This is a genomic window from Mastigocoleus testarum BC008, assembly GCF_001456025.1.
Taxonomy (GTDB): Bacteria; Cyanobacteriota; Cyanobacteriia; order Cyanobacteriales; family Nostocaceae; genus Mastigocoleus; species Mastigocoleus testarum.
The window spans coordinates 1-26949 of sequence record NZ_LMTZ01000011.1 but is presented as its reverse complement, the minus strand read 5'-3'; the positions used below and the strand labels follow the sequence as shown (position 1 = coordinate 26949).

The window sequence follows — 26949 nt, the reverse complement described above, 5'->3', positions numbered from 1 at the left end:
GGTCTTAACAAAACTTTTTCCAATGAGGATTAATATTAATTTTTTTAAATATTTACTTTTGTTAATAATACTTGTCAATTTGGCAGGATGTGGCGGAAAAGCAACTGGGAAAGATGCGTCTGTTGATTTGAGTCGAATCAATGCAGGTTCGCAAACAACCCATGGAAAACTTTCCCAACAGATTACAGAAGTTTCTCCACCAGTGGTTATTCAAAGGTTGCAGCAAAAATTGGAGGTGCATCAACCGCAAGTCCGAATCTTAAGCCCAAAGCCTGAGGAAGTTTTACAAGACAACTCCTTAAAAATTAAATTTTCAGTCAAAGATTTACCTGTATTCAAAAATCCCCGGTTGGGTCTTGGACCTCATTTGCAGGTGATTTTGGATAACGAGCAATATCAAGAAGTTTACGATCTCGAACATCCATTGGAGATTTCCAATTTATCCGCAGGGACTCATACTTTACGAGTGTTTGCATCAACTCCTTGGTATGAAAGCTTTAAAAATGAAGGTGCTTATGACCAAGTAAAATTCCATGTTTTTACTAAGAGCGATCGCAACAATCCAGATCCGCAATTACCACTACTGACCTATTCTCGTCCGGAAGGCGATTATGGTGCAGAACCTATACTATTAGACTTTTACCTAACGAATGCTCCGTTGCATTTAGTTGCACGAGAAAAAGAGAACGAGAAAATAGGAGATTGGCGAATTCGTTGTACTGTTAACGGTGAGAGTTTCATTTTAGACCGTTGGCACTCACTTTATCTCAAAGGTTTCAAATCGGGTAAAAATTGGGTAAAACTTGAATTTATCGATGGAAAGGGTAATCCTGTAAAAAATGTTTTTAATAGTACCATCAGGACAATTACGTACGATCCCAAGGGTAAGGACACTCTTGCTCAAATTACTAGAGGCGAACTCAAAGCTGACGAATTGCTCTCGATTATCGATCCCAAATATTTGGTTACGGAACCAGTAGCTAAACCCACACCTGCAATTAAGCCAGTACCTAAAGTTGAAGCTCAAAGAGCACCTGCAACAAAATTAACACCGAAAGTTGAAGTTGAAACCCAACAAGCAAAACAACCTGCAGTTTCTCAACCCGCAGCACCTTCTACACCAAAAGTAATTCCATCTCCAACACCTGAGGTAAAAGTAATTCCGTCTCCGAGCGCACCATCAGTCGCGCCAGAAACACCAAAAGAAACTTTGCAAGCTTCACCAGAAGTTATTAAATCTCCCCTAGTCGAATCAGTACCTCAAACGAAGAAACCTAATCCAGACAAAATTAAATCTGAGGAGTCCAATCAAGAATTTAAACCAGAACCTAAAACTGAATTGGAATTGAAACCGAATTCTCAAACTGATACAAAAGTGACAGAGAAAGCGGAAGTACCTGCTAAGTCAGAGAAAGCAGATATTAAAGCTATTCCCCAATCTGAGCAAAAAACATCTGTTCTTGAAGACAAATCAGTTAACTGAATATTTTCATCCAAATATCATTTGCACATAGTAGATGTTTCAATATTGGGGTGTGTTACGACGTAAAGTAGCGCACTCCAATCAAACCATATAGGTCAAGATAAAGGCGTAGATAAAGAATTTATTCGTACGTACATGTTTTTAGATTGTGCTATTGGAATATCAAATTAATTTTTTTCGATTGCTTGTATCTCGATTACTTATATCTCGATTACTTATATCTCAATTACCTATATACAGCAGAATTCAGGAGTCAGAAGACAGGAGTCAGGAGTAGAATCTGCTTTATAACTGACTTTCAGTTTTTGAACTGTACCTCACTTAGTTGCAATCCGCTATAAATGAATCAAATATAAATGAATCAAATTTTTCACATTACCCAATCCACTGTGTGGGAAGAAGCAAAATCAACTGGTATTTATCTTGGTGATACCTTGGAGTCGGAAGGTTTTATCCATTGTTCGACTCGATCGCAAGTAGTTAAAGTCGCCAATCGGTTGTTCAAAAATCAACATAATTTAAAACTTCTTTGCATCATTCCCAGTAAAGTCAAACCAGAAATCCGTTATGAAGCTCTCGAAGGAGAAGAAGTTTTTCCTCATATTTATGGCGCTTTAAATATTGACGCAGTATCAGAGATTATTGACTTTAAACCAGGTGAAGATGGTTCATTTATATTACCTGCGAATATTTAGCCTTGGAATATCTTGGATATAAACTAATTTTCAGAAAATATCATCTGATTTGCGGTAGATAATATATAATCTGCGATCTGCATTCATAAGAAATAGAAAAGATATGCAGATAAAACTATCCTGGGAGAGATTTTAATTACTTTCTCAGTAATTACAGCAAAATAACATGTTTAGACTCATAGATGTTTTCTGGGCTTATATTTTTATCGCTGTATTAATTCTTGTAGGGCGCTTCATTAGACAGCGAATTAGAATTTTGCGATCGCTTTATATTCCAAGTTCTTTGGTCGCAGGCGTAATTGCTTTATTATTAGGTCCAAGTGTTTTAGGCGCAATTGTTGCAGCCAATAATCCTGCTTCACCTTGGGCGAATGGACTTTTCCCCGAAGCAATTCGAACTGTATGGAGTCAATCACCCAGTATTTTTATAAACATAGTATTTGCAACCTTATTTCTGGGACAATCAATACCTGGTTGGCGAATGATTTGGCGTCAGGCTTCTCCCCAAGCAGCTTTTGGACAAACTTTAGGGTGGGGACAATATGTCATTGGTTTATTGCTCAGTATCACCGTATTAACACCTGTTTTTAAGTTACCTCCCATTGCTGCAGCCTTAATCGAGGTGGGTTTTGAAGGAGGACATGGAACCGCTGCAGGTATGGCGCAGACTTTTGAGCAATTGAATTTCCCTGCAGGTAAAGACTTATCCTTAACCTTAGCCACCATTGGACTGGTAGGTGGTATTGTTGCTGGGACTTGGTTGATGAATTGGGGAAAAAGTACTGGACGCATTCAGATAGAACGCCAAACAGAGATCGATTTAGATATCGAGCAAAGTAAAGAAAATCAGATCAATGTAGAAGGTCATTCAGATATTGAAATAGCAAGAAAATATCTATTTCGGGATTTATTGATCGATCCAATATCCCTGAATTTTGGTTTTGTAGGACTAGCAATTGCTGTAGGTTGGTTGATACAACAATCATTAATTTTGATTGAGTCACTTACCTGGGGGATGGGAGAAGGATTTAGATTGATGCCTTATGTTCCTTTGTTTCCCATTGCCTTGATCGGGGGAATTATAGTCCAATTACTTGTGGTGCGTGTTGGTAGCAGCTACATGATTAGCAGACCTTTGATGGAGAGAATTGGTGGATTAGCACTAGACATAACAATTATCACTGCTTTAGCCACAATTTCTTTGACTGCATTAGGAGAAAACTTACCGGCTATATTAATTTTGTCAGTGGCAGGTATTCTTTGGAATATATTCGTTTTCATTTTTCTCGCGCCACGTTTGATTCCTTTTTATCCTTACGAAAGAGGATTGGGAGATCTGGGGCAGTCAATGGGAGTGACTTCTACCGGTATATTGTTATTAAGAATGGTGGATCCAGATAATCGTTCCGGTGCATTTGAGTGTTTCGCTTACAAACAATTACTATTTGAACCAATACTTGGTGGCGGCTTATTTACTGCAGCTGCACCACCGTTAATAGCAAGATATGGTGCATTTCCGATTTTATTATTGACCTCGGGGATGTTGGGATTTTGGCTAATTTTTGGCTTTTGGAACTGCAAGGAGCTACAAAAAGATTCACAAAATGACATCTAGTGTAAATATCGGTATGTGGGATAGGAATCTATCAAGTTCTGATAGGCTCTTATGTCTGGGGAAGATGCAAGAGGTTAATGGACCACGAAATTTATAAATTTCCAAACATTTTCTTAAAGACCATTCGAACTCTTTACTGATGATCGCTTATCGAAAATAGTTCGTCAAAATTTATTCAAAAACCTGTGATAGTTAAGTTTGTAAGAGAAAAATTCTTCGAGAAAACAGGAAGAAATACTATACATCGATACTCATAAACGACTATAACAGGTTTTTGATATTCAATAGTTTATATTGAGCATATCGACAGAATTAGCCACAATTTTACTCTACACTCGATATCAAAATAACAAACGTTTCGCACATAGGTGTATTGTTTATATTTACTGTGCAGTGAATTATAGTGAATTACGATTTAAGCAATTTTATGGCGTTGCTGAATAGAGAATGCTAATCAAGAAATTAAATTACTGAAACATTAATTTTTTGTAGATAGTAATTTTTTGTAGATAGTTGTATCAAAAGCATTACGCACTCACCAACGCCAATTTTACTTTTTATGTTAACTTCACTACCATGTCATGAGTTATATCTCGAATAGAATCTTGATTGTGTCGAATTGGTAAAGTAATTGTGAACTCAGTTCCTTTGTTGAGTTGAGAATCAACTGCTATCTTACCTTGATGTTTTTCAATAATTTTATAAGATATCGAAAGTCCCAACCCAGTTCCTTTCCCAACTGGTTTAGTAGTAAAAAACGGGTCGAATATCTTGTTGAGAATTTCTTGTTTCATACCAGGACCGTTATCTACAATTTTTATCTGAATATGGTTAAAGGAAATTCTTGCAGTATGAATAATAATTTTTTTAGAGTAGATTGATTTATCACCCAGTAAAGCATCTGCAGCATTACTCAGAATATTCATAAAGACTTGGTTTATTTGTGCGGCTAAACACTCCACTGGTGGTAATTCACCATAATCGCAAATAATTTCAATTTCTTTAATAAATTTGGTACTGAGAATTAGTAATGTACTGTCTATCCCCGCATGAAGATCGACTTCCTTTATTTCTGCTTCATCTAAGCGGGAAAAGTTTCGTAAAGAAAGAACTATTTGACGAATTCGTTCCGAACCATTTTGAATTGATGATAGGGTCTTGGGTAAATCTTCTTTCAAAAAATCCAGTTCAATATTTTCAATCATATTCTGAATATCTGAACTCGACTCAGGATAATTTTTTTGATAAAGTTCGACTAATTCTAGGAGTTGACTAGTATAGGTTTTTGTATAGTTAATATTGCCATAGATAAAAGTAGCTGGGTTATTAATTTCATGTGCTACCCCAGCGACCATTTGACCTAAACCCGCCATTTTTTCTGTTTGAATTAAATGACTTTGTGTTTGTTGTAATTCACTAAGTGCTTGATTTAGTTTTTGGGTTTGGATTAACAATGAGGCATTAAAGCGCCAAAATACAATACCAAGGGATCCTGCTGCAAAAATTAAAGATGATAAAATCCCTAAGTAAGATATGAAGTCAGCTTGTTCTTTTTGATGTTTATAATCTTTGCTTAAACAATCTATTTTCTCGACAATTTTTTCAAATGTTGGATCTACCTCTTCTTTGTCTATTTTAATTGACTGTTTTATCTTTCTTTCTGCAATTAATTTAAATTGTTCATCCTGGAATTTTTTATATTTTTTGTACAAGCCGAGAATTTCATATAGCTTTTCTTGATTTGGATCGATTTGAGTGATTGCATTTATTGTTGCAGTCATATTATCGCGAGTTTTTTCTATCTCTTTGAGGTTAGACTCATCTACTTTATTTTCTGCAACTGCTTCCAATTCCAGAGCATTAATTCTGTTCAATTGCCTAGCTATTTCTATTACTAATATTTCAGATCTATAACTTCTATCTGACCATTTTTTTATGCTAAAAATACTAATGCTTGTAATTATCGCAACAAGACTCGATGCGACTAAAACTGACCATTTTGGCAAATGGAATTTAGTATCTCTATGATTTTTTACCATCACGATATACAATACTAGGAAACACAAAATTTTAATCTACACGAAAATAGCGTCAGATACTAAAAAAAATCTACCAAAGTTAAGCATTAATTATTCAACGAAGAGAAATATCACTTTGGATAGATATTATTAGGTGAAACAACAGCTATTTTAAATTTAAATGTTCGTTTGTCAATATATTTTTCGATAGAATAAGTCACAGTTATAAGGTACTAAGAAGATTTGGGAAACATTAGATATTATATCGTTAGGGTTGAAATTATTTCCTAATTTAACTTATGAAAGCTTTAGTTTACTGAACAAAACAAATAATGCTATGGAATGTTATAAAAACGAGTAATTTTATGGTTGGAAGTTTTGTGGTTGGAAGTTTTGTGGTTGGAAGTTTTGAAATTGAAAATTTCTAATTTATAATTTCTGAACATATCTACCTAGTACACTAGAGCATAAATAAATAGTCAGTTTTTTTAGTTATTGGGTAAACCAAAAGTCTGTCTGGGAGAGAGCAACGCCCGCGCATGGGCGTTGCTAAAACTGGCTATTTATTTCCGCCAACCTCTACTAGTATTTCATAACATGTCTATATTGTGCCACTAATCGACCAGTTATTCTTTTGGCACTTTCAAATTGCATTGGATGATGGGGTATGAGTATTTATATTGAGCCAGGAGATAAATATAAAAATTTTCCAATTAAATAAAACATTACCTCTGCATAAATACCGCTATATCCTAAGGCATATTTCTCTAGAATAAGGATATAAATATAAATTCTAAGCTATACCCATCATGAAATACTACATAGCAAATATATATTTAGGTTATGGAACAAAAAGAATCAAGAAATGATAATAAATACTCCTTGTTATATTTATTGCAAAATACTTTCTGGTAAATTTTTATAACAATTGATAAAATAATTATCTAGACTAATAAGTTAGATATTGTTGATAAAAAATCAAAATAAAATTGAGAGTAATAAACTATAATACTTTCGTATCCTGTAAATCAATTTTTACATTGATTTGCAAAGAATATAGCTCGATTACTTTTAGAAGTGAGCGTAACTCGAGCCGATAAACATTCCTTGCAAATCCCATTAGCAAAGTATTGATTTTGAAGGCACAGGTTTCAAAGTTATAGTTTTGAAAGTATTCTTTTTGAAAGTGTTATTTTTGAAAGTGTTATTTTTGAAAGTATTATCTTTGAAAAAACTAATCTTTCAAATTCATTATCGAACGATAGTGTTGTTCTAGTTCAGCAACTGTTTTTGACTTTCGTTTTGTTTCCCATTGACTGCGATTAAATAATTCTTGTCGGAGTCGATCCACATTAACATTTTTGACTTTGTTATTATCAACTATTTGTTTACCATTTACCCAAACACTGTCAACCACATTTGTGGGACGTCCCAAAACTAATAAGCCGATGGGGTCCGTACGTGGTAGTAAAGATAAATCAGTAAGGTTGTACAGTACTAAATCTGCTTTTTTCCCAACAGCCAAAGAACCCAATTCTTCAGCAAGGTTTAATCCTTTTGTTCCCCCTAAAGATGCCATTTCTACTGCTTGTTTTGGTGTAATCCAGTGCTGATAATCTGCATCAGTTACGTTATGCAAAATGGAGCCAATTTTAATGGCTTCTAATAAATCTTGGGAATCGTTGCTAGAAGCACCATCACAGCCAAAAGAAATATTTACTCCTGCTTGACGGTATTTCAAAATAGGAGCAATACCGCTACCCAAACGTAAGTTACTCAAAGGGTTATGAACAACTGTAGATTGATTTTCTGCGAGAATGTCAATATCACTATCTGTAAGCCAAACGCAATGAGCAAGGGAAGTACGGGAATTTAAATAGCCTAACCTGTTAAGATGTTCGACTGCAGTACAACCATACTTTTCTTGAGCGAGTTTCTGTTGTGCTTTGGTTTCAAGTAAATGAGAGTGACGACAAAGGTCGTAATTATTGCTTAGTCCAACACATCCTTCAAATAAAGCATCGCTACACAACTGAATTCCAGTAGGAGCTAAGGCAAAATAGATCCCATCTTCTGGTTTGTGGAACTCCTCGATCGCAGCTTGCATCAGTTCCAAAGTTACCTCAGTTGGACGAAAATAAGATTCATGTACTTGTTCGTCGGTTTCCCCTGAGGGAATTCCTGCAGCGAGTGGTTGGTCTTGAATCAAAGGAGCAATAAAAGCACGAATACCAACTTCCCGATAAGCCCGGACTGCTGCAGCTATAGTTTCTAATTCTCTATCTGGAATCAATACCAAATGATCGACGACGGTAGTACCACCAGACATCAAGGTTTCCACTGCTGTTCCCAAAGCACTTAAGTAAACTCTTTCGATATCTAAGGGAGCAAAATCATAAAGTTCCGCTAACCACAACTCCAGGGGTAAAATTGACATAATTCCCCGTTGCCACATTTCAGAAGAGTGAGTGTGGGCATTGACAAAACCTGGAAGTAGTAGCTTATTCTTACCATTTACAGCTGTACCAACTGGATCTAATTCTGGAGCGATCGCGGCAATAATTCCATCACTAATTTGTACATCTACACTCTTATAAGCATTTTCATCGGGAATTAAAACATTTTGAATCGTAAAGTTCATAATTTTCCCCTTAATGATTTTAACCTTAGTTAAGTAATCGGACTCTCAACAGAATTTCGAGTTACAAAATAAAAAATGGTGTTAAGTGTTGCAAGTTATGAATTCACCACTTCGAACTTTGGGAGTTGGACCAAATAGTTGGTCAGTTAATGAATCTATTGCAGATATTACTAGAACTGCTCAAACCACACAAAAAGTTATCTTAACAACAGAAAGTAAAACTTTGCGATTGGATTTGCAAAAGACAGCCATTCTAGTTATTGATATGCAAAATGACTTTTGTCATCCTGACGGTTGGTTAGCACATATTGGTGTAGATGTTTCACCCGCACGAACTCCGATTATACCTTTACAAGGTTTATTACCTGTAATGCGGAGTCAAGGAGTACCAGTAATTTGGGTTAATTGGGGTAATCGCCCAGATTTACTAAATATTAGCGCGGGTCTACGTCATGTTTATAACCCAACGGGAAACGGTGTAGGCTTAGGGGATCCGTTACCCAAAAATGGAGCAAAAGTATTAACGAAGGGTAGTTGGGCTGCTGCAGTAGTGGAAGAATTAGAGCAATCTCCTCAAGATATTCATGTGGATAAATACAGGATGAGCGGATTTTGGGATACACCTTTAGATAGCATTTTACGGAATTTAGGCAAAACAACTCTGTTATTTACTGGTGTAAATGCAGATCAGTGCGTTCTTTGTACGCTGCAAGATGCAAATTTTTTAGGGTATGATTGCATTCTGATTAAAGATTGTACTGCTACCACTTCACCAGAATATTGCTGGCAAGCAACATTATACAACGTCAAACAAATATTTGGTTTTGTTACTGATTCAACAGCAATTTTAGCAGCATTAAATAATTCAGCAAATATAGCATCAGACCGATAAACGATCTCAAAATAAGTTATCTCAAAATAAGTGTTCTAAAAAATAAATCATCTGACAAAAATCTTTCTAGATACAGATAGATGGTTGAACAAGATTAGGGGGAATAGATAAATCCATGCAGATTTCCAGTTGCGTTATTCCTGTCATCAAATCTCCAGAGGACTACCAAGCATATCGTATTAGTCCCCACGATACTAACCGACTAGCTATTGTTTTCGACCCAGCAGTTGCGAACACGTCGTTAACTTGTTGTGTAGAAATTTTTGATGTTGGCGGTAAAACACCTCCAAATCGACATCAGTTAGCAGTAGAAATGTTTTTTATCCTTAAGGGTAACGGTATGGCTAGCTGTGATGGAAAAACAATACAAATTAAAGCTGGAGATAGTTTATTAGTTCCACCAACCGGTACCCATGTCATCGAAAATACAGGAAATAATCGTTTATATGCCTTAACAATAATGGTTCCCAATGAAAATTTTGCCGAATTGATTCGTAGTGGGGTACCAACAGAATTAGATGCGGAGGATATGGCTGTTTTGGGAAGATTAGATGGTTTTAATATCTGATTAGTATCCTAGTAGGATATATCATTATTTTTGTTCGCAATTTTTGTTTGCATAAATCCAAAGTTTACTGTAGTTATTTCTCAATTTTGGCGATATGTTTGTAGAGAGGTATCACAGTAACTCTCTACCTTTTTTTTGAAGTTACTTATTATATAGTTTCGTGTAATAATGTTAGGAAATGACTTGTGCTTGGGGGTAGAGCTACGATTCAAAATGGTTGATAGCGCAGTGAGAAGTAAAGACCATTTTCTTGTAGAGAGTTACCTTCTTTTTCACGAGCTACTAAAGGTATACCATAGTCTAATTGTAAAAACAGATCGCGTTGTGGTTGCCAGTTTAAACCCAATCCTAAACTTGCAATGGTCTGTGGGTCTGGGTTTTCTCCTCGATTGTTCCAAGCAGTTCCCAGATCAAAAAACGGTCTAATTTGCAATGAGTTATCTGATGTTAGAGGAAAGCGCAATTCAATCGAACCAATAATCCCATTGTCAGTGACAAGTTGATTTTGGCGATATCCCCGGACCGTATCTACTCCCCCAATACTAATTTTTTCCAAAGGAAGTAAAGCATCTGGTGTCAGTTGAGCATTAACTTTACCTAAAATTAGAGTCCGAGGTGAAATTTGCTGAACCCATTGAAACTGTCCTAACCAACTAAAGAATCGTCCATCAGTACCGGTGTTGTTGATAGTTGCATCAAATGCATCAATACCAAAACTAAATTGCGATCGCGCAGCAAGTACTTGTTTTGCATTCCGTTGTAACCAGTCTTGAGAAAAGCGAATTACTGTTACTCTAGATTCACCTTGTTCTGTTCCCTCGGAAAATGAAAAGGGAAGATCATCAAACAAAAATGTTTTACTGTCACGTAGATCTAAGGTTAAACCAAGAGCAAATTCTGTATTGGGTTTCCTAACTAAAGGTTGTCGGAAACCAAATGATAAAGTTTCTGAGTCACTGCGTATATCCAGGTCTGCAAATCGATTCTCAACTATCTCACTGTTGTTATTGCTGTAGCTGATGTTAAATTTACCATCTAAGGCATTCAGTGGTATTGTGTAACCTAAACTGTATATATCTAAACCTTCTGTTAAACCATATTCAGCACTAAATCGATCGCCAATACCCAACAAATTATTGTAGTTAGCAAATACTGTGCCTTGGAAAGAACCTATAGTGGGAGACTGATAATTATTAACGAGAACACCTGCACTTAAAGCGGGTACTTCTTCTAATTGTAGCTGTAATATATTCCTACCAGGAGCGCTACCTGCAGTCAACTCTGCATTAACTCGCTCCAGTAGTGGGTCGAGTTGTAATAGTTGTAATGCTTCTTCTAAACGTTCGCGGTTTAAAGGAGCTTTGGTAAATAATCTGAGACGACTGCGAATATAATTTTTTTGTAGTTTATCCAGACCACTAATTTCAATTTTTTCTAGTTCGCCTTCCACAATCTGAATTTCTACAATTCCAGTTTCTAGAAATTGGTTATTTAAGATAAATGCACCAGATGTAATATAACCATTATCAATATAAAGTTGGGTAATTTCAGAGCGTAGTTGAACTAAGTCTTCAAAAGACACCGAGCAAACTTGAAGAGCACAGTTTTTATATTTTGCAATAAGTTTATCTATCTCATCAAAGAGAACCGTATTACCCAGGACCTTAATTTGCTTAACATTAATTTTCCCACTACTTGGGGTTTTTGGTCGTTGTCGTATATCTTGGGAGGGTGTTTCTAAAGGAGAAGGTTTAGAGGGTTCTGGCTCGGAAGGTAAAGGTACTCGTCTTGGTTTGGGAATTGTTTCTTCTATTCGTCGTGAAGGGATGTCTGAGGGAATATTTAATTCACTAGGAGAAGTTAATTGTGCGCGAGCGACTTGTTTTAATGGTATAAAACCGGCAAAAATTAAACTGAAAGCTCCTAATTTAATGATTTTTTTTGCGATCAACTGCATGTTATGTGTACTTATTCAAATATATAAACTCGAAAAAATTAAATAGAAAACCTAAATCGAAAACTACGTATATAAAAGATGTGCCGAATTACGATTGGTATCGCACAACTATGCTTCATCGATGGAACAAACCAAGTAAGTAGGCGAGAAAAAAAGTAAACTGTGCAAATAAATATAAAATATCCGTATTTGGCTTGTAGTAGCGCTTTAGCGCTAAAGCATGATTACAAATAAGTTATGATTTTTCTTCCTAACCTACTCATAAGGAATAAAACTTTTCATTTCCCACACTCTCGACTTAGAATCCGTCGCCCATTTTCCAAACTATAAACTCCTGTTGGTTCGACAATTGGATCGCCAATTTTCCATTTCTGATTCGGTTTTTTGGCAGAACTTTCCTCTATAGTTCGGACTTTAATTGCAGAGTATCTTGAAGGTAATGTATCCCCCGGACGATAGGGTAAACCTGCGGTCCCAGTAATAAAGAAACTACCATTACGTTTTTTACTTCTGACAACACAACTACTCGCAACTAAAGCTTCGCTATCAATTGGGTTTTCTGTCAGTTCCGCAAGATCGTCTTGCAAAAAGCTATTATCTGTAATACCAATAATTGTTCCAGAACTAACACTACCACTGGCATTGACATCTACTCGACTGTTACCATCTAATCGATTTAGCTTTTCTTCCGTAAAAGAGTTCCCAGTTTCTGATGTGGGGCTAAAAAGAGAGTCACTTAAAAAAGCATTAGTGTTAAAAATAATATCACCTCCGCTACCTTGTGGAGCAAAGGCAAAGATGTCACTATCTTCTAAGGCTACTATGGCGTTGGCATTAAGATTTATATCGCCACCACTACCTGTTGTAGTGGAAAGTATAGTTTTAATATCACTGTTATTGCGGAGAATGATATTTTTCCCTGCAGTGATATTTATATCACCTCCACTAGATTTTTCTGCTTGAGTGAGAACTTGTCCATTGTTAGCATTAAAATTATCCTTAACGCTTATATTGATATTACCTGCTACATCCGTTCCTTCACTTTCTGCAGATACTTGACTACCACCAATTATATCAAAATTTGTAGAACGAACTGTAATATCGCCGGCTCGACCATCTCCTAAAGTCTTGGTACTAATAAAACCAGTATTACTCAGTTTAATATTGGGAGCATTGATACTTATTCCCTCTGAATTACCGATTGCTCCAGAGCCCACTTGACTGCTTGAATTAGAACTCAAGGAACCATCTTTAGATTTACCATCAAAAATCACGCGATCGCGACCAGTAATACGAACTGCTCCAGCATTACCTTTTCCTAGGGTACTAGCATCAAGAAAAGCACCGTTGGTAATTTCGACATTATCGGCTTCAATCTCAATTCCACCTGAGTTACCCTCAGCCCCACCAAACACTTGACTTATTGCAGAACTTACAGGACCAAAATCAAAAGTAGATTCTCCATCAAAAACCACTCGTTCAGTAGCAGCGATTCGAATCAAACCAGAATCACCCTTTCCAAGGGTAGTCGCAGTCAGTTGAGAACCATTCCTAATCTCAACATTACCGCCATTAATTTCGATTCCACCCGAGTCGCCTTCAGCATTTTCTTTAACTTGACTTATTGCAGAACTTACAGGACCAAAACCAAAAGTAGATTCTCCATCAAAAACTACTCGCTCGGTACCAGTTATGCTTATCTTGCCCGAATTTCCCTTTCCAAGGGTTGTAGCAGTCAGTTGAGCACCACCAGTAATCTCAACACTACCGCCATTAATTTCGATTCCACCCGAGTCGCCTTCAGCCCCACCAAATACTTGACTTATCGCAGAACTTACAGTGAAAAGGGGAGTAGATTCTCCATCAAAAACTACTCGCTCGGTACCAGTTATGCTTATCTTGCCAGAATCTCCCTTCCCAAGGGTAGTTGCAGTCAGTTGGGCACCACCAGTAATCTCAACATTACTTCCATTAATCTCGATTCCCTCCGAGTCACCCTCAGCATTTTCTTTAACTTGGCTTATTGCAGAGCTTAGATTTCCAAAACGAGATACCCCGTCAAATACAACTTTGTCAGTAGCATTAATTTTGATCAGCCCTGCATTTCCTCGGTTGAGGGTGGTAGCACTAAGTTGACCACCATTAGTTACTTCAACATTATTTGCGTTGATTTCAATTCCACCCGAATTACCTACAGCATTTTCTCTTACTTGACTAAATGCAGAACTCAGTTTTCCAAAAGGAGATTGGTCATCAAAAACAACCTTGTCACGAGCAGAAATCGTAATTTTACCTGCATCTCCCGTACCTAAAGTATTAGCGCTGAGTTGACCGCCATTAGTAACCTCAACATTACCCGCATTAATCTCTATACCACCAGAATTACCTACAGCATTCTCTCCCACTTGACTAAATACAGCACTGAGAAATCCCAGAGGCGATTCTCCATCAATCACTACTTTCTCACGAGCAGTAATTTGAATTTTCCCCGCATTTCCGATTCCAAGGGTATTAGCTTCTAGATAACCACCATCGAATACCTCAACACTACCAGCGTTAATCTCTATACCACCAGAATTACCTACAGCATTCTCTCCCAATTGGCTAAATGCAGAGCTTTGAAATCCCAGAGGAGCGCCATCAAATAGCACTTTATTTGTTGCATTGATTAAAATTTTACCGGAATTCCCACTTCCTAAAGCACTAGTATTGAGTTGACCGCCATTTTTTATCTCTACACTATCCGCATTGATATCGATGCTACCTGAGTTACCCACAGATCCAATCTCAGTTTGATTGAATACACCACTGCGTGAGCCGTTGGGTACTCCATCAATAACTATTGTTCCAGTAGCATTAATTGCAATGTTTCCCGCTTGAACTCCAGGTGAACCTAAACCAGAGGAAATTCCAGCAAGTATTTGACTTCCTTCTATAATCTCTAAATTTCCGGAATTAATTATACTATCCCCACCGCCATCGGCACGCAGATTTACCCTTGCGCCACTGTTAAGGGATACATCACTCCCGTTTCCCTGTTCTGGGAAACTTAAGCTTAAGTTATTTCCGTCTACATTTAATCCAACTGTGCCTATACTTGCTAAACCTCCTAACTCAACTCTCCCACCAACAGCAGATATTCCTCCTTGTTCTTCCTGACCGTCAATATTGATATTTCCACCCAACAACAACAAACTGTTTCCGTCGCCAACCCGCAAACCTGTCAAACTATTTCCTAAGATATCCTCACCTGCAGGTGCAACGCTTGTACTTTGAATTGATGCTTGAGCATTTATTCGATTAAATAAAAAAGCCGAAGGATTAACTGTCAATAATTCAGAAGGTAACTGAGGACCGGTCGCACTAAACAAACCCCGATTGCCAAATTCAATAGCATTTGCAGTCGTCACCGCAAAGGAACCATTGATATTTAAACTTGCATTTCTCCCAAAAATTATTCCATTGGGATTAATTAAAAAAAGATTGACATTAGAAGGGTCAAAATTTCTACTTGAAATCGTCCCTAAAACACCATTAATGGAAGAAGCATTACTTCCTGTTACCCTGGTTAATACATTTTGAATCGTATTATTCGGAACTACAAAGTAAGCTCCTCGTCCTTCACTGACATTAAATTCCTGAAAACTATGAAATAAATTTTGGCCTCTTTGGGCTCCTGCTTCAATCAATTCACTGGGAATTCCATCTGGATTATTTACATTAGGAATAACTTGTGAACCCTCAGCACCCAAAGTATTATCTGGTGTAATGTTACTTTGAGCGAAACATGGTTTAATCAATGCTGTGCTTAGATTGAAAAATCCCAATAATACTATCTTGGTGACTAAATCGCATAAGCCATTGGAGTTCACATTCTTCATTTCAAGCCCTTGTGCTTTAAAAATAATAGTTAAATGTCAAAACCTTCAGATTTTGAGGTCTTAAACTGCTTTAATATGTAAAGAGAGAAAAACTAAATACTTTGAAAATTTAGTAAAAAATTTTCTATAAACTTTTGTTCTAAGTTAAACAAGAAATATTGTACATTGTTATAAAGTTTTTTATGCATTTTATATGAAACTTTAATTTATTTCTACGACCTAACAATATCAAAAAATTAATACATTAACTGAGGAGATAAATAAAATACTTCGATTTAAAGTGTATATACGAATGAAGTTTTTAGTTAAGTATAGGGACATAAATATTAAATTTAACTTGGGCATAGATGTTAAACATATTATTTTTAAGCTGTATACCTAGTAAACATCAGTTAGTCAATAAATCAATATCTATTTAGTTAGATATATCAGATTGCTATAGCAACCTTGTATAAAATCGAAGATAATACCATTTGCAAGGCAATTTCAGTTGGAAGCATATTCACATAACTAAACAGGATTATCTATAATGCATGAAAAACACCACAAAAGTGCATTCCAAATAAAGTAGAAGTTTTATATGATATTTGAAACTGTTCAATAAGCCATTGTTCCATACAGGTAATCGGCAGTAGTGTCCTGTAATTACTTTTTTTGTATTTTAGAACTCTTGACAAACAACTATCTCAAATTATTTGCCTCCGAAGTTAAGCACTTTTATGACTAAGCTGTTGCGATATATGGCTTTAATATTTGCCCTGAAAATACTTAATCTGTGAGTTTGTATATCACTAATATAAATACTCCTATAAATAATTTTATTTCTGGAAAAGCTAAAATTTTTGAATCCTTGCTTTAGAGGAGAAAATATTACTTACATTTGTTAACAGCTAATGTCTTCAGAGTTCAAACTGCGCTTTTTAGAAGCTTCACATACTACACTGCGAATAATCTGTATCCTGATATTTAACAAAGAATCATATGGTTAAATGCTTGTCACACCTTTATCCAATTAAATTAAGTTCTAAAAAACATTATGCAAATCAAATAATTCAATCAATTTTTTTTTGGTTGCAAGTAGATAAAGTCAAATAGAAAAACTTTAGAGAAGTAATTCAAAATAAAAAGTGAGGAGTGTTATGACTACTTTTGGAGTAAAAAAAATAGCTACAAATAATTTTGGTCACTCCCAAGGATGGAGTAGTTTCGATAAATATCCGCGACAAATAGCTGATGTTAACGGAGATGGTCGAGACGATCTAATTGCTTTTGGATACGATAATGTTGTGGTTTCTTTGGGTGAGAGCAATGGTACTTTTGGTCCAGCTTTTGTAGCTAATAACGATGGCTTCACTGTAAGTAAAGGAGATTGGAGTAGCTTTGATAAATATCCCCGTCAAGTGGCTGATGTTAATGGAGATGGACGGGCGGATATTATTGGTTTCGGGTACGACAAAGTTTTGGTGTCTTTAGGTCAAAGTAACGGTACTTTTGGTCAAGCGTTGATAGCTGACAATGATGGTTTCACGGTAAGCAAAGGAGACTGGAGTAGTTTTGATAAATACCCCCGTCAAGTGGCTGATGTTAATGGAGATGGACGGGCGGATATTATTGGTTTCGGGTACGACAAAGTTTTGGTGTCTTTAGGTCAAAGTAACGGTACTTTTGGTCAAGCGTTGATAGCTGACAGTGATGGTTTCACGGTAAGCAAAGGAGACTGGAGTAGTTTTGATAAATACCCCCGTCAAGTGGCTGACGTCAATGGAGATGGACGGGCGGATATTATTGGTTTCGGGTATGACAAAGTTTTAGTATCTTTAGGTCAAAGTAACGGTAATTTTGGTCAAGCTTTACTCGCTAAAAATGATGATTTTACTGTAAGTAAAGGGAACTGGAGTAACTTCGATCTATATCCCCGTCAAGTTGCGGATGTGAATGGAGACGGAAGAGCAGATATTGTTGGTTTTGGACCCGATAATGTCCAAATTTCTTTGGGTCAAAGTGATGGTACTTTTGGTGCAACTACCGTAGCCAAAAATGATGATTTTACCGTTAACAAGGGTGGATGGAATAGCTTTGATACAAAGCCACGTCAACTTGGTGACGTAAATGGAGATGGTCGCGCTGATATTGTTGGTTTCGATCAAGATGGCACTTATGTAGCTTTAGCCGATGATAATAATACAACACAACCTGGAAATAACGAACGCATTGTAGGTGGATATTTACCATCTTGGGAAATTAATGGTAATACTGACCCTGCAAGTATTCCAGGGGATAAATTGACACATTTGTTCTATGCTTTTGTGGATGTTGATGCTCAAGGTAATATCAAACTTAACCAAGATACTGGTTTGGATGGGGATATTGACGCACTTAAATCTATTAAGGCTCAAAATCCTGATTTAAAAATTCTTGTTTCTATCGGTGGTGCAGGAGATCCTGATTTTTCTCCTACGGCTTCCAATCCACAATCTCGGGCAAATTTTGTCAATTCTGCCGTCCAATTTATGAGAAACAATGGATTTGATGGTATTGATATTGACTGGGAATTTCCTAAAAAAGAGGAAAATGATAATTACTTGAAATTACTTGGGGATCTCCGTCAGGAAGTTAATAAGGTATCTTTGACAGATGGTAAGGATTATCAACTAACTACTGCTCTTTCAGCTTCTCCCTATCAATTATCTCCATCAGACTACGGTGATAGTCCTTATGATTTGAACCCAGCAGTTTTAAAACAGACTTCCGAGTATGTTGATTTTATCAACGTTATGAGCTATGACTATCATGGTCCTTGGGAGCAGAAAACTAATCATCAGGCTGCGTTGTATAAAAATAGTAATGATAACTCCTATAACAGCGATAAATTAAATGTGAGTTGGGGTATTCAAGAATATTTAAATGCTGGAGTTGACGCTAAGGACATTGTTCTTGGAGTTCCGCTCTATAGTTACAGTTGGACTGGAGTTAATCCTGGAGCAAACAATGATGGTCTGTTGCAAAGTGGTACCCCTGTTCCAGGTGAAAATGCAATTCTATATAAAGACCTCTACGACAAAATCGATACTAATGGATACGAACGTTACTGGGATGATAGCGCACAAGTACCCTACGTTTATAATTCTCAAACACAGGAATTTAGTACCTATGAGGATAAGCAATCAGTTCTAGGAAAAATTGATTATCTGGAACAACAAGAATTAGGTGGAATGTTTTTTTGGCATCTTGGTGGTGATTTACCAATAAATAACCCCGATTCGCTAGTTAATACTGCAGCTTCCAAGTTAATGGTGTAGAAATTTTGTAGAGCAGTATATTGCAAATTTACTTCTAATTTTCAAAGCAGCTAAATTTCAATATATTGGGGGTTTTGAATATTTCCACACTGGGATGAATATGCAGAATTTCTAGCTTTGTCTATGAAGTTTGTAGTCGTGCTTGATCGCGACTACGAATAACTTTTTATCGCATGGAATAATTAGAGATTAAACCCGAGTTGATATGAATAAATAAGTTAGTCGGAGGTCAAAACAATATTTAACTATGTCAAAGCCATACATAATAAGAAGACGTAGAATATTAGCAGCATTTTTTCTCATCAGCTTCATATTTACTTTTTTGCTCAGCCATGTTTCCATTGCAAATACCCAAGTTGCATTTGGTAGGGTTGTCCAAGCACAAAATCAAAATACTGATCAATTGGTAGAGAAAGGTAAGAAATATTATGAGCAGGGTCAATTTAGGGAAGCAGTCCAAGAATGGAAGATAGCTCTGGAAACATATAAGAACAATAAAAAGCTTCCCCAAGAAGCAATTGTTCGGGGAAATTTAGCAATCGCATATCAACAACTTGGCGATCTAGAAGAAACAGTAAAACAGTGGGAAGAAGTAGTTATTTTATATCGTCAACTAGATAATTCCCGCGAAATAGGAAGAGCACTTACGGAATTAGCCCAAGCGTACAGCATTTTGGGGCAACCAAAAAAAACAATAGAACTTATATGTGGTGTAGAGGGAGAAGATGTAGAGTTTGAGAGAACCAATCAAAAACCAAATTGTATCCGAGAAAGTGTATTAGAAATTGCTAAAACTCAAGCAGATGAAAAAGTAAAAGTTGCTGCGTTGGGAATTATTGGAGAAGCATATCGTCAATTAGCTCAATATAAACTGGCAATTAAATATCTTGAAGATGGAAGAAAAATTGGCGATACAAATGATAATTTTTTAATATTAAATAGTTTAGGTAATATCTATTTAAGTCAGGCCCAACTTTGGAAACTACGTGCAAATTCTGTTAAAAATAGTATTCCTAGTATTTATTTAGAAAGCAAATATAATGAATTTGTCAAGCAAGCAAAATCTTCTTATTACAAAGCTCAAAAGAACCTTGAAGACAGTTTAGAAATAGCTCGCGAACAAAATGATAAATCTGCTCAGATGAGAGCAATTATGAACTTAACCCATGTTTATGTTCGCAGTAAAAATTTAAAATTATTTGAGCAAAACCAACTAAATCAACTTGTACAACAAGCTGTATCACTTTTGGCAGAATTACCGGACTCTACCCAAAAAGTATATGCAGCTATTGATTTAGCAAATTTACCTGCTAATGCTGTTGATACTTTATCACTAAACCAATGTACTAATACTCAAAACTTAAATCGAAAGCTTCCAATAAATGAAGTTGAGGAATTACTAGATAAAGCCATAAGAATAGCAGTAAATATTGGAGACTCTCGTTCTCAATCTTTCGCTTTAGGAGCGAGAGGACATGTTTATGAATGTCAAGAAAATTATGAACAAGCTTTAGCTTTAACTAGACAAGCATTAATAGTTGCTGATCGAGATTTAAAAACTAGAGATAGCTTATATTTATGGGAATGGCAAACAGGAAGAATTTTACTCAAACAAAGTAAAAATAATACATCTCAGGCTATAGAAGCTTACGAAAGAGCATTTCAGACTTTAGAAAAAATTCGTAGTGATATTCTCACAACAAATAGAGATTTTCAACTAAACTTCCAAGAAATAATTCAACCAATTTATCGTAAGTTAGCCGAACTAAAACTTGAAAGTACAGAGCAAGTTGTCAGCTTACAAGATAAGTCAAATATAAAGTCAAATATAATCGCTAGTAAAACACTAAATGATGTAAACAAAAATTTGATTGCAGCCCGTAAAATTATTGATTCTCTCAAATTAGCAGAATTACAGAACTACTTCGGTAATGAATGCATTTTGGCGTCTATTAGAGAAAAACAAGTTGATGAATTATTAGGAAATAATACAGCAGTATTCAGCTCAATAATTCTCGAAAATAACACTGCTATTTTACTTAGCTTACCTAATAAAAAGACATATTTTCAGTGGATCAAACAAAAGAACAGTCAAAATATTAGTACTGTACAACTTGACAAGTTAATCCAAAACTTCCGTCAAAGTTTAATCGATGCGCGTAAGGATTTTGATTATGATACCAGCCAAGCTGCTGAATTATATGAATTATTAATTGCACCTTTCGAGAACTATATAAATCCTGAGGAAATTAAAACTCTTGTGTTTGTTGAAGATGGATTTTTTCGTAGCGTTCCGATGGCTGCATTATATGACGGCAAACAAAATAAATATTTAATTGAAAAATATGCTGTCGCTACAACACCGAGCTTAAGTTTAACAGCACCAAAAAGACTCAATACGGAAAGTAGTCGTACTTTAATATTAGGTGTTAATAAAACAGCAAATATAGATGGGAAAGAATATCCAGCTTTACTCAATGTAGAACAGGAAATTAAAAGTGTTGAGAATGTATTACCCAATACAAAAACTCTTTTGAATGAAGATTTTACTGCAGATAACTTGAGAAAAAAACTCCAAGAAACTGTTTATCCCATTATTCATATTGCAACTCATGCCCAGTTTGGTATTTTGCCAGAAGATACACTTCTAGTTGCAGGAAATAATCAGAAATTAACTATCAGTGAACTGGAGAAAATATTCAGAGAATTCACTGACGGTGTTGACTCGGTTGAGTTATTATCCCTAACTGCTTGTGAAACTGCTGTGGGAGATGAACGTTCTACTTTAGGTTTAGCTGGTATTGCTTTACAAGTTGGTGTTAGAAGTACATTGGCTTCTTTATGGTCATTACCGGATGAATCTACCTCAGTTTTAGTCAAAGAGTTTTATCAAAATTTACGTTCGGGACAAAGTAAAGCAGAAGCTTTACAAAGAGCCCAAGTAAAATTGATTCAAGCGAAGAATCAAAAGGATATTAATAATCAATATGATAATCCCGGGTTTTGGGCTCCCTTTGTCATGATTGGAAATTGGCTATGATTTGGGTGGAGATAATATTTAGCAAAAATAATTAAGGGAAGAGATATATTAAAGCGAGGGAAGAGGGAAGAAGGAAGAAGTTTGGAATTGCATTCGTGGCGCTAGCCGCGCGTCTTCCTTGGGGATTTAAAACCCAACGCATTCACGCTTCCTCGTGCGGGCGTATCTTACACCGTATGACACAGGCGCGCGCCCTAACGGACGGTCTTCTCAGCGGGGCGTTAGCACAAGGGGAATATACCCTTCAGGCACGCTACGCGCTTCATCCCATATTTGTGTTTATGAAAGAAGTTTACTCCCAACTTCGGCCCTCTCATGGGTAGGTATTTCGTATTTGGTCATTTTTTCGCAATTTTAGGGAATAATTAAATCCTAAAATGACCAAACCACGTTAAGCCGTTGAGAAAATTATCAACTATTTCCGCAATACCAAAAAACCTACCCTTGAAAGCTTCTTCCTCCTGGCTTCTTCCTTCTTCCTTACGAACGTTCAGCTTGCTGCGTGCAAAGTTCGTTAACTCAATATCAACTTCCCCCTGCTATCTTTTCCAAATAATTTTTTCGCTGCTGAATTTTCTTATGCAAAATCTCCGTTTTCTCTGGCTGAAAATCGTCCGGGATAAAATTATCCGAGCTAGCTAGGTTCCGTAAAATATCAGAGCCGATATGTCCTAACTTTCCTTGATTAGGTGCAAGTTTTAAAGCTTCTTCCAAAGCTTCGTACCATAAACCTTGCTGTGCGTAAACATATGGTTTTTGAGAATTTTTTGTCACCTTTGACAGTTGTTCCTGAAGAACTGCAGGTTTTTGAACAACCATAAATTCTCCCCTTTTTACAAAAGGACCGCTAGAACAATTAATTGATATTTGCCAAATATACCTTTGACCTACTGTAAGCGGAGATTGACTGCTAGGAAAGGATAACTTATTAATACCCGATATACTTTTGTACTGAATTGGTACGCCTATTTTCTTCGGTGTAGATGTACCTTTATCTAACTTAAATAAACGGAATTCTGTTAATTTTTGTTTAGATATAAACCAAATAAAACTTGGATTTCTAGAAGTTGTTTCTCCTACGAATGTATTCGGTGCAAGTATTGTTAAAGGTATATTTTCTCCAGGACAACCTCTTGAACCTCCAGCTCTGGAGTAATCGCTGGGTGGCTTTCTCCTAGTTCTTTTAGATTTAGAGATATTTGTAGATTTTTCCAATAAAGACGAATGATTTTCGTTCGCTAGTGAATTTTTCCCATCTATTATTAATTCCAATACAAAGACAAATACAAATAGTAAACTAATGAGTACCTTATAATTAGTGTCTCTAAGCAACATACAAAAAATTCGATTAGTCATAATTTTATTTTTTATAAAGCAGTATTAAAAACAAAATGTTTATTCATACACAAAGCTATATGCTTAAAAATATGTTTATAAGTGCCTTATATCAAGCGATAAATATACCAAATGTGTTACTTTAGACATGGTGTAAAAAATTAACACTAGACTAACCTCTATGTTTTTGCTGTCTATTAAGTTTATAGGGAATATCAGCATTTACTTATGCAAAATCAAGTGAGATTGAATCAGACTAGACAACCTAATTAAAGTTAGGTTTTACAACATGCAAGAAGCACTATCAAAACTATTTCAAGCTTGGGAATTAAGTTTTCTATGGCAATCGTGGGTTTAAATTTGCCATAATATTATTTATTTAGAATAATTGCATAGATAATTTCTACACGTTCAGCTGATGCAAAAGTTTCTGCAAATTGCGTGCAAAATTAGTTTTTATAATTATAAATTACTTGAAATCAATAATATCTATAGGGTAACGACCTAAATTAAATTTCTAAGTGTAATATATATTTTATGGATAAAATTTATTTTTAGAGTTAAAGGCCAATTAATCTCACACAAACAACCTTTAGGGGAAATAGACTCACGTTTGAAATTACCTGCTAATTTGCGAGCTAAATTTTTACATTGCTTCGTACCTTTACTTTCTCTCGGTGAGTTTATTCCGCATCCATTATCTTTTACACTTAATCTGTACCACCCATCGTAAATTTTGCCGGTTACTTGAATACGTTTAGCACCATTAGCATGCTTCCCCACATTACATAAACATTCTTCAAGAAATTGGCATAGCTCCCGTTTATACTCAATATTTAAATATCTATCTTCTATAGGTTCGAAAGAGCGAGTTTTTACTTTTATAGTATTGAAGTATTTTAAATCATTCCTTTGTAAAGTACTACTGTAAACTTCATAGAAAAGTTCGTTTACCGGTTTATTTAAATCTAAAATTAAACCACTCCCTAATCGTAATATTTCTTCGCTATTCAAAGTTTCTTGTTGGAGAAAATCACCAATACTTCGAATTTCACTATTAAGTTTTTCCAGCTGTGAAATAAGTTGTTCTTGTGGTAATTCCTCTGTACGTAGACGACTTAAAGCATTCGCCAATGTTTGTAACGGACCATTGTGAATAATAGTAAATGTGTATTCAATAGTAGATTGTCGTGCATGAATTTGAGATTTTAATGCTCGGTCATGTTGATAAAAAGCGAAAGCACTTAATCCGAGACCATTAATTGATAAAATCAACAAGCATGGCGCGATAGGAACCCACCACCCCCACAATATTAAAGATAAATAACCTAATCCTATTAAAAAAATACTACTAGCACTAACTGCTAACAAGTTTTTCCATACTGACTGTGTTAACCGAGCAATAATAATTGGTACAAAACCCCAAATAATTATCCACGCATACTCTATGGGTTCTGACCAACTCTTTAATAAAGGTCGTCTGTTGATAACTGCATTAATAATTTGACTGGTAGCGTGAGCGTGGTATTCCACCCCAGAAATTATTCCATGTAATTTTAACCCAGAAATTGCCGAAGTATAAAAATTATCTGAAGAGCTAACACCGGTAATTCCAATAATTACTATTTTACCTTTTAGCGATTGTTTTTTTAGTTTATTATTTTTGATGTCGTGAAGTGAAAAAACTCGAAATCTTTCTTTGCCGTTACGAAAATTAATTAGTGTTTGAATTCCTCCATCATCAGTGTTTACATACCCTCCCGTATTGGGTTGAAAAATTGGAATCTCTGTAGAATTAAATTGGACATAACCTGAGTCGCTAATATTTTCTTCTAAGTAGATATTTTCAGAAGACAAATAAGCTTTTACTAAACGTAGAGAAAAAGAAAATTTATCTTCTTTTTTATCGTTGGGTTTATCAGGATTAGGAGTCCATAGTAAATGACGTCTATATTTACCATCTCGATCTGGAATAATATCTACAAACCCAACTTGTTTTTGAGGTAAATCTGGAGGTGGAGAAATTTTTTCTGGATTTAAAACTTTTTCTATACCAATTAAATTTTTAGTTTCTTTAAATACTTGACTTAGCTGATTACTTCCAGGTTCTACAGGTACATTTTTGAAAATATCTAGACCAATAATTCTGGGTTTATAATTACTTATTTTTTTTATAAGTTCTGCTATCTCACTATCTGGTATTGGATAGCGTCCTATTTTTTCAATATCCTTTTCATTAATACCAACAATTACTATTTTCTCATCTATAGGTTCATGCGGACGCATTTTTAGAAAAGTATCAAATAACATCCATTCTGGAAATTGTAGCGAACCACTAAAACGAGCGATAATAACTATCAAAATAATCACTATTCCAGGTATAGATGCAGCTCGCCAAATTGGTATTTCATCTTTAATAATTTTTATAACTTTTTGTAACATTAAAATTTGTCTTATCTTAAAAAAATGCTCCCGAAAATTTTAGTCTATTAATCCTTCTTCCCTAGCCCTAATTTCAGTTTGAATTCGCATATTTTTACCACCTTGCTTACAATCTTCAGGATATACATTTAAAGCATCTTGAATTTTTGTCCAATATGTACGTACTGTCCGCTCGTGTAAATGCATTTTTTCTGCAATTACCTTATCCTGTAATCCTTCAGCAAATGCAAAATTTAAAACTTCGAGCCATTCTGGTTTTAATTCCAGTCCAGTTTTAATATCTTTAGTGTGAGTTGCTCCATTTATTGCTAAGTTGACTCGACTTAACATATCCTTCTCAGATAGTCCTTTATCTGCAATAACAAAACCTCCTTGATGCTCATCAATTTCATATTTAATTCTTACTAGTGCTTTCGCATAACTACTTTGCACCATAAAATTCTGAAGTGGATATTGATTTAATAAATGCTTAATGAATTTGATACCTGTATCAACATGGGCAGTCATTCCTAATTTTTCAGGAATTGATAAGTCTAAGATTATTAGTTCGAATAATGAGTTATTTTTTTGATTCTTTTCTATCTCATCTAGAGCATTTTTAACTGTTTGAGCTATATGAATTTCTATCTCTGGATACTGTTTTTGTAGCATATTTAATGTTCCAGATATAATTAGATGATGGTCGTCGACAATAAGGACTTTTGACATAATTATTTGTGATGTTTACAGTAAAATTGATTATCCAAATATTTTCCGAAAGCTAGCTATGAAATTTTACTTTAATTAATAGAAAATAAACATTACAAATAATATATGTACATCTTATGATAATCATTACTTATGGCTATGATGTGTGGTTTTGATATATCCTGATTCGAAGATAAAAACTCAAATATCTTAACTTCAGCTAATGCAGACAAGAATAACTGAAATTCGATTTAATATAGCGTTATTTTAGTAGTTACAAGTTTAAATATGTATGCAGAAAAGTGTATAATTTGAACGTATTTCGCGGCAGTCCCCATTCTCAGCACAGCGGAATGGGGAAGGATAGCGCGTCAATCAAGGGGGTTCAATGCCCCT

The 26949-nt window shown here is 35.5% G+C and carries 14 protein-coding genes; 7 read left to right on the top strand and 7 right to left on the bottom strand.

Annotated elements, in window-relative coordinates; genetic code table 11:
- The first annotated feature begins 79 nt into the window (after positions 1-79).
- The 3 genes from BC008_RS03095 (at position 80) to BC008_RS03085 (ending at position 3793) form a co-directional block, all read left to right on the top strand.
- Entirely contained in the window at positions 80-1483 is a 1404-nt protein-coding gene (locus tag BC008_RS03095; RefSeq protein ID WP_235595780.1) for a hypothetical protein, read from the top strand.
- A gap of 356 nt (positions 1484-1839) precedes the next feature.
- Positions 1840-2178, top strand: coding sequence for a DUF952 domain-containing protein (locus BC008_RS03090; RefSeq protein ID WP_027845275.1), 339 nt, complete (start codon positions 1840-1842; stop codon positions 2176-2178).
- Between the two features lie 166 nt (positions 2179-2344).
- The gene (locus BC008_RS03085; RefSeq protein WP_027845276.1) at positions 2345-3793 is read left to right on the top strand and encodes a sodium/glutamate symporter; all 1449 of its coding nucleotides are present in this window, start codon (positions 2345-2347) and stop codon (positions 3791-3793) included.
- Between the two features lie 557 nt (positions 3794-4350).
- On the opposite strand, the gene BC008_RS51130 is transcribed toward BC008_RS03085, so the two are convergent.
- Together BC008_RS51130 and BC008_RS03075 are read right to left on the bottom strand one after the other, a co-directional pair.
- On the bottom strand, positions 4351-5667 hold the full coding sequence (locus BC008_RS51130) for a sensor histidine kinase (protein WP_321170065.1): 1317 nt from the start codon (positions 5665-5667) through the stop codon (positions 4351-4353).
- 1378 nt (positions 5668-7045) lie between these two features.
- Positions 7046-8452 carry an amidohydrolase gene (locus BC008_RS03075; RefSeq protein ID WP_027845277.1) on the bottom strand — a complete coding sequence of 469 codons (1407 nt, stop codon included), beginning with the start codon at positions 8450-8452 and terminating at the stop codon, positions 7046-7048.
- Between the two features lie 97 nt (positions 8453-8549).
- Between BC008_RS03075 and BC008_RS03070 the strand changes: the two genes are divergently transcribed.
- Entirely contained in the window at positions 8550-9344 is a 795-nt protein-coding gene (locus BC008_RS03070; RefSeq protein ID WP_027845278.1) for a cysteine hydrolase family protein, read from the top strand.
- A gap of 115 nt (positions 9345-9459) precedes the next feature.
- Positions 9460-9912 carry a cupin domain-containing protein gene (locus BC008_RS03065; protein WP_027845279.1) on the top strand — a complete coding sequence of 151 codons (453 nt, stop codon included), beginning with the start codon at positions 9460-9462 and terminating at the stop codon, positions 9910-9912.
- Between the two features lie 208 nt (positions 9913-10120).
- Here the strand turns inward: BC008_RS03065 and BC008_RS03060 are convergent, their stop codons facing one another.
- Together BC008_RS03060 and BC008_RS03055 are read right to left on the bottom strand one after the other, a co-directional pair.
- Positions 10121-11869, bottom strand: coding sequence for a ShlB/FhaC/HecB family hemolysin secretion/activation protein (locus tag BC008_RS03060; protein WP_027845280.1), 1749 nt, complete (start codon positions 11867-11869; stop codon positions 10121-10123).
- A gap of 278 nt (positions 11870-12147) precedes the next feature.
- Positions 12148-15750, bottom strand: a complete 3603-nt coding sequence (locus tag BC008_RS03055; RefSeq protein WP_058183044.1) for a two-partner secretion domain-containing protein — start codon at positions 15748-15750, stop codon at positions 12148-12150.
- A 1139-nt stretch (positions 15751-16889) separates the two neighbouring features.
- Between BC008_RS03055 and BC008_RS03050 the strand changes: the two genes are divergently transcribed.
- Together BC008_RS03050 and BC008_RS03045 are read left to right on the top strand one after the other, a co-directional pair.
- Positions 16890-19049, top strand: a complete 2160-nt coding sequence (locus tag BC008_RS03050; protein WP_058183090.1) for a glycosyl hydrolase family 18 protein — start codon at positions 16890-16892, stop codon at positions 19047-19049.
- 247 nt (positions 19050-19296) lie between these two features.
- Positions 19297-22089, top strand: coding sequence for a CHAT domain-containing protein (locus BC008_RS03045; protein WP_036268537.1), 2793 nt, complete (start codon positions 19297-19299; stop codon positions 22087-22089).
- Positions 22090-22614: 525 nt separating this feature from the next.
- Here the strand turns inward: BC008_RS03045 and BC008_RS03040 are convergent.
- The 3 genes from BC008_RS03040 to BC008_RS03030 form a co-directional block, all read right to left on the bottom strand.
- On the bottom strand, positions 22615-23445 hold the full coding sequence (locus BC008_RS03040) for a DUF928 domain-containing protein (RefSeq protein ID WP_082650461.1): 831 nt from the start codon (positions 23443-23445) through the stop codon (positions 22615-22617).
- A 483-nt stretch (positions 23446-23928) separates the two neighbouring features.
- On the bottom strand, positions 23929-25866 hold the full coding sequence (locus BC008_RS03035; RefSeq protein ID WP_027846543.1) for a sensor histidine kinase: 1938 nt from the start codon (positions 25864-25866) through the stop codon (positions 23929-23931).
- Positions 25867-25905: 39 nt separating this feature from the next.
- Positions 25906-26574, bottom strand: a complete 669-nt coding sequence (locus BC008_RS03030) for a response regulator transcription factor (RefSeq protein ID WP_036268585.1) — start codon at positions 26572-26574, stop codon at positions 25906-25908.
- Positions 26575-26949: the final 375 nt, after the last annotated feature.